The 5,422-nt window shown below is 58.5% G+C and carries 5 protein-coding genes and 1 pseudogene; 3 read left to right on the forward strand and 3 right to left on the reverse strand.

Annotated features, from left to right (window positions below; translation table 11 throughout):
- Together ACLBWX_RS22855 and ACLBWX_RS22860 are read left to right on the forward strand one after the other, a co-directional pair.
- Positions 1 to 796, forward strand: a 796-nt coding sequence (locus ACLBWX_RS22855) for a calcium-binding protein (protein WP_447679122.1), incomplete at its 5' end; no start/stop codon positions are given.
- A gap of 516 nt (positions 797 to 1,312) precedes the next feature.
- The gene (locus tag ACLBWX_RS22860; protein ID WP_447679210.1) at positions 1,313 to 3,349 is read left to right on the forward strand and encodes an Ig-like domain-containing protein; all 2,037 of its coding nucleotides are present in this window, start codon (positions 1,313 to 1,315) and stop codon (positions 3,347 to 3,349) included.
- Positions 3,350 to 3,415: 66 nt separating this feature from the next.
- On the opposite strand, the gene ACLBWX_RS22865 is transcribed toward ACLBWX_RS22860, so the two are convergent.
- Positions 3,416 to 3,625 (reverse strand): hypothetical protein, encoded by a 210-nt coding sequence (locus ACLBWX_RS22865; protein WP_447679211.1) that lies wholly within the window; start codon positions 3,623 to 3,625, stop codon positions 3,416 to 3,418.
- Positions 3,626 to 3,673: 48 nt separating this feature from the next.
- A complete protein-coding gene (locus ACLBWX_RS22870; RefSeq protein ID WP_447679212.1) occupies positions 3,674 to 3,967 on the reverse strand; it encodes a hypothetical protein in 294 nt (97 codons plus the stop codon).
- A gap of 53 nt (positions 3,968 to 4,020) precedes the next feature.
- Between ACLBWX_RS22870 and ACLBWX_RS22875 the strand changes: the two genes are divergently transcribed.
- Entirely contained in the window at positions 4,021 to 4,392 is a 372-nt protein-coding gene (locus ACLBWX_RS22875) for a hypothetical protein (RefSeq protein WP_447679213.1), read from the forward strand.
- 156 nt (positions 4,393 to 4,548) lie between these two features.
- Here the strand turns inward: ACLBWX_RS22875 and ACLBWX_RS22880 are convergent.
- Positions 4,549 to 5,422: pseudogene (locus ACLBWX_RS22880) on the reverse strand (IS3 family transposase); the annotation flags it as partial.

The following is a 5,422-nucleotide window of genomic DNA, read 5'->3' on the forward strand; positions in this document are numbered from 1 at the left end:
CAACGACACGCTGGTGGGCGGGGCGGGCGCAGATCACCTCGATGGCGGAGACGGCGTAGACTACGCGTACTATGGCGATTCCGGCAACGCCGTGTTCGTAGTCCTAGGGGCCGGAGTTGCTACCGGGGGTGACGCGACGGGTGACACGCTTACCAACATCGAGTCGGTGGTGGGGTCGACCTTTAGCGACATCTTGTATGGAAGCGCCCTTGGGAATGAGCTGATCGGGGGCTTGGGTGACGACTCCCTTCAGGGAATGGGAGGAGCGGACTATCTCGACGGTGGGGCCGGCAACGACACCGCCTCCTACCTGAGTTCGGCCGGAGCAGTATATGTCGATCTGAGCGCGCGTACCGGCTCGAGCGGAGATGCTAACGGCGACCTCCTCGTCAACATCGAGAACCTCTACGGCTCTGGCGGCAACGATGTGCTGATCGGAGACGCCGGCGCCAACGTGCTGTTCGGTGCCGCTGGGAGCGACAATCTCCAGGGCGGCGCAGGCGCCGACGTGTTGATCGGTGGCGAGGGTGGCGACACACTCACGGGCGGGGCAGGTAACGACATGTTCCTGTTTCGGCCGGAGCAGGCAGGCAGCACGGATATTGTGCTCGACTTCGACCAGAATGGCGACGATACCATTGTATTTCAGGGCTTTGGCGCAGGCTTTGCCGCGACTCTACAGGTTTCCGTAGTTAACGGTTCCGATGTGGTTCTGTACTCCAGCGCTTGGGACAGCAGCGTCGTTGTGAAGGACGGTCTGAACTACGTCGGCACCTCGGACTTCCTGTTCACCTAAAGGAATGACTCGGAGAGCCCGCCGCCCTTGTGGTTGCAGACATCTCCATGAACCCGCCCGGAGCAACCCGAGGCGGGGTTTCGTTCGGGCAAATGCAAAATGAAGCTCCGAGAAAGGCCTTGAGCTCAGGTGCCACGAAACTGCCTGCAAGATAAGGGTACCCTCCGAGTGGCATCTTCTCCAGACATCCCCGACGCATTACTTCAGCTTTAAAACATTAGCGAATAGCGTCACTGGAGTCGCGGCCCCTGAAGCATCTTACAGGCCGTATATTCAAAGAGGGAAAGACTACAGGCGCCCGCAACAAGCTAATAGCGTAGTGAGACGGTTCACCTAACAAGTAGTATTCCGCTCCGAAGCCTGCTCAGATTCGCAACATGAAAGAGCCGTGATCCTCTTTGTGCGACTCAGTATTGACAGAAAACAGAGAATTTTGTATTTATAAATAAACGATTCGGTCGGAAGATTTTGATCGAATTAGTTTCTAACTGCTCAAAGCAACCGTTGAGGAAAACTGTGGCAGCGTTCAGCTCTTCCAGCCAAAGCCTTTCATTGCCAGTAGGCGTTGGAGATGCTTTGCCATTTAATGGATTTAAGACGGCGGGCTACAATACATATTATTCTTGGTATTCAACCGAAAGTACCGCAAGGTACGGTCTTGACTACACAATATCACCAGTTTCAAGCTCGAACGGCGTTCTGGCGAACGATCCAAATCAGGCAGCATTTACACTCACGATCTTAAAAAACGGGAACATTGCACCATCAAAGTCGTTCCATCTGTTTTGGACCATAAAAACAATCGCCGACTCATCGGGATTGGTCGAACCGGGTACTGAGATAGATTTCATAACCGATTATACGTTCACGATCCCAGAGCAAAAGGGCCAGCCTTCCGTCGAAGTAAACGGTGAAGAGGCATCGCTTTATGCCAGCCCAGATGTTCTCGCGGGACTGAAGGAGGCTACTAAAGAAAGCTTATTGCTGACGGGAAAGGCAGGTTATAACCTTGCGGCTAGTGTTGGCGAAAGTGTCGGCTCAGCATCCCCTCATTATTCGGTGGATGCCTTCTATGCAGATACTCCAAAAAAGGTTGAGTTGTTTTCGAGCAAGTTAGAAACATCTGCGAATAAAGCTGCCTATGTGGGCGTGGCGCTCAAAGTTGGCACAGCTATCGGATCAGCAATCAACGAATTCGTTGACACCGGCGGTCTTGGAGGGCAGTCGCAAAAAGCATTCAAAGATCTTTCAACTGCAATGTTAAGTGGTGTTGTGGGCGAAGTTGTAGGGGGAGGAACCGCCGCTTTTGTCGCTGGGATCGTAGGAACTGCAGCGACTACAACTGTTGCAGGAGCGTTTCTTCCTGTTCTTGCAGGCGTTGCAGTTGGCGCACTGGTAGCAGGTGCTCTCGAGCCCACCATTGGAGCCGTTGTTGAGGCCGGTTCAACGCGTCTATCCGACTTGGTTGGAGGTGCGCTCCATTTGAATGCGACCGCACCCCCGCCAGCAGCCTCCTCAATCGCGCCGGACGTCACTTCTCGGGCAGACATCACAGCCACTGCCACCGCCGCTTCGGTGGCTAGCTCAGGCGCAACGCATGATGGAATGACTGTAGGTAGTGCCGCTCCGAAACCAGCTTGGATATACAATTCCGACACGAAGTCCTTTCAGTGGATCTCGCCTCCAAGTACTGAGACATTACAGAAGCTAGTCAGCTACGTTGACCAGAGCGTTAGCAAACTCGCAATTGACGATTATGGTTCAGTGGCTGCGGCAGGCACTATTGCCAAAACTGGTGGAGAAACAGGCACAGGTGCCTTGGCGGGTGATCATGATCCCGCCGGATATGCGCTCTCGATTGTAGATCTTGCTAGCGGTACCGTCGGGCAACCCTCTACTGGTAAGTATGGCCATCTAACTCTAAATGCTGACGGTTCTTACAAGTACGTCGCAGATAACGCTCTAGGAGTGGCTGGTGACGTGCACGATGTGTTTTTATATAAAGTAAGCAATGGTCATGGTAGTACCGCCATTTCAATGCTCGATATTACTGTTCATGGCAGCCAGTCATCTGCTGATTTGACCCCAGTATTCCGTTTTTACGATACAAACACCTATGATCATTTTTATACGACCAACGTCATTGAAAAAAACAGCATCATGGCCAACATGCCGAATTTTCAGTACGAAGGAGCACAATGGTCCACACCCCAAAAAGGTGCTGACACCGTCGACGTGTTCCGGTTCTACGACACAGTGCATGGTACCCATTTCCTGACCACCAGCGTGGGCGAGCGCGATAGTATCATCGCCAATCAGCACACCTATAACTACGAGGGTGTCGCGTTCGAGGCCTACAAGGATGGAGCCGCGCTGGGAGTGGGTGGGCTTACGCTTGAACGTTTCTACAACACGGTCACGGGCAACCATCACTACTCGGCCAGTGCCATCGAGACCTACGGCATTAACCACGGTTCGGCAGGTGCTAACTGGGTCGATGAAGGACCTGGCTTTACCGTCCATGTCGCGACCGCCGGCATGTTGAACGCCTGACCAGGCAGCAACAATTGCGAGAAGCTTAAGCGAGGTCCGGCCGCCATCAAGGTGCGTCGGGCTTCTTCATTGCTGCTCTCGCTCCCGCGCCAGAGCCCGCATGGCCGCGGCATAGATGCCAACGGCCGAGCCAGGCATGCAGAACCCAGTGTCTGCCTTCGCCTCGATGCCTTCGGCAAGGGCGCGCATGCCAGTGGGTGAGCGATCAGGCTTCGGCCCAGCAGGCTGAGATAGAGACGCCGGAACGGCTTTGCCATCGCCCTTACCCTTGCTCATCGCTCCTCCTCAAACTCGCCGGCACCCGCCGCGCGGGGCTTCTTCGTTTTAGCGGTCGCCGATGCTGGTGCCGGACCCGCCGCCGGCCTGGACATCGAGCCACATCGCCCAGGCCGCCTTCACCCGGTCCACTGCGGCCTGCTTCGTTGACTCGTGGCCGCTCAGTGCACAGCCGACCGTGCCAGGGGCTGCCTGGATCCCGTTGGCTGCCCAGAACCAGGCCGGGCCAGTGGCGATCTGGACGAAGTAGATTCGGCCAACCGGCATGCCATCGTCCCTGGCCACGAAGTCGCGTCGCGCATCGGCGCGGTCAGGCCATGTGCGGGCCCAGGTGATCGCCACGGCTTCTCCGGCCGGGCCAGCAGAATGGCGGTGCGCACGGCGGCGCGGCGCAGGTGCTCGGTGGCATCCTTGTTCGCGACGGTCACCTTTGCCCACTCGTGGCGGCTCACGGCCTCGGCGAGGCCGATCCGGTAGCCATCGCCGAACAGGAAGGCTGTCGTGGTCGAATCCGCCATGAAGGCGTCGACCGCGGGGACGACGTCCGCCTCGATGATGGCCTTCGCCTTGTAGAGATCGCCGGTGGTTTGTCACGCATCAGCCATGCCGGCGAGATAGGGCGGTGCGCGGCGGCGTCAGCTTCTCATCCAGGTGACGAAGGTGTCGACCGCCACGCTCGACACCACCATGCAGCGCAAGATGGCCGCAACGCGCATCAGGAGGTCTCAATGCGGGCGCTGCTGGTCATCGGTCTCTTCGGGCGCTGAGCGGTAGCTGAAGGCGCCGACATCTCAGATCTCGACCTGGCCCGGGCGGCCGCCGGTGGCCTGCCCCCTGGAAAGTGGTCCTCCCTGAGGTATGGCTTTGAGCCATCTTGAGGGTCCCCCGGCTTTTGGTCCGGCCGAAAGGTGAGCCTCCGGATCTCATTCGGCGGCCTGTCGGGCTGCCGCCAGGGCGAATTCCTGAGGCGTTCGCCACCCCAGGGCGGTGTGAGGTCGGCTCTCGTTGTAGTGCCGCCGCCACGTCTCGATCTTGCTCCTCGCGTCGGCCAACGACAAGAACCAGTTCGCGATCAAGCACTCGTCGCGCAGCCGCCCGTTGAACGACTCGACCAGCGCGTTGTCGGTCGGCTTGCCGGGCCGTGAGAAGTCCAACGTGACACCATTCTCGTAGGCCCAGCGGTCGAGAGCTTTCGAGACGAACTCAGGCCCGTTATCGACCTGAATGGCGCATGGTGCTCCGCGCAGCAGCGCCAAGCGGCCGACGACGGCCACGACCTGCTCGCCTTTGATGCCTTGGTCGACCTCGATCGCCAGAGCCTCGCGCGTGAACGCATCGACGACCGTCAAGGCCCGCAGCCGGCGACCGTCGAACAGCGCGTCGGAGACGAAGTCCATCGACCAACGCTCGTTCGGCCGGAGCGCAGCAGGCTGACGCTCACGGTGTGCCGCGCTGACGTTCCGGCGCGGTCGCTTGAGCCGCAGGCTGAAGCCCCTCGTCCCGGTAGAGACGATGAACCCTCTTATGGTTCACCCGCCAACCCTCTCGGCGCAGCAGGATGTAGATTCGAAAATAGCCGTAGCGCACCCGGCTCTTGGCCAGATCACAGATGCGCATCCGCAGCGGTGCCTGATCGGGCTTGGTCGAGCGGTAGCGGATGCTCGACCGGCCGACGCCGAGCGCGACGCAGCCGCGCCGCTCGCTCCGTGCGCCTCCTGAACTTGGTGCACGAGTTCGCGTCGCCGAGCAGGCGTCAGAGCTTTTTTTGCGAGCACGTGCCTCACAGGATGTGCTTGT

Source organism: Methylobacterium sp. M6A4_1b (genome assembly GCF_053345175.1).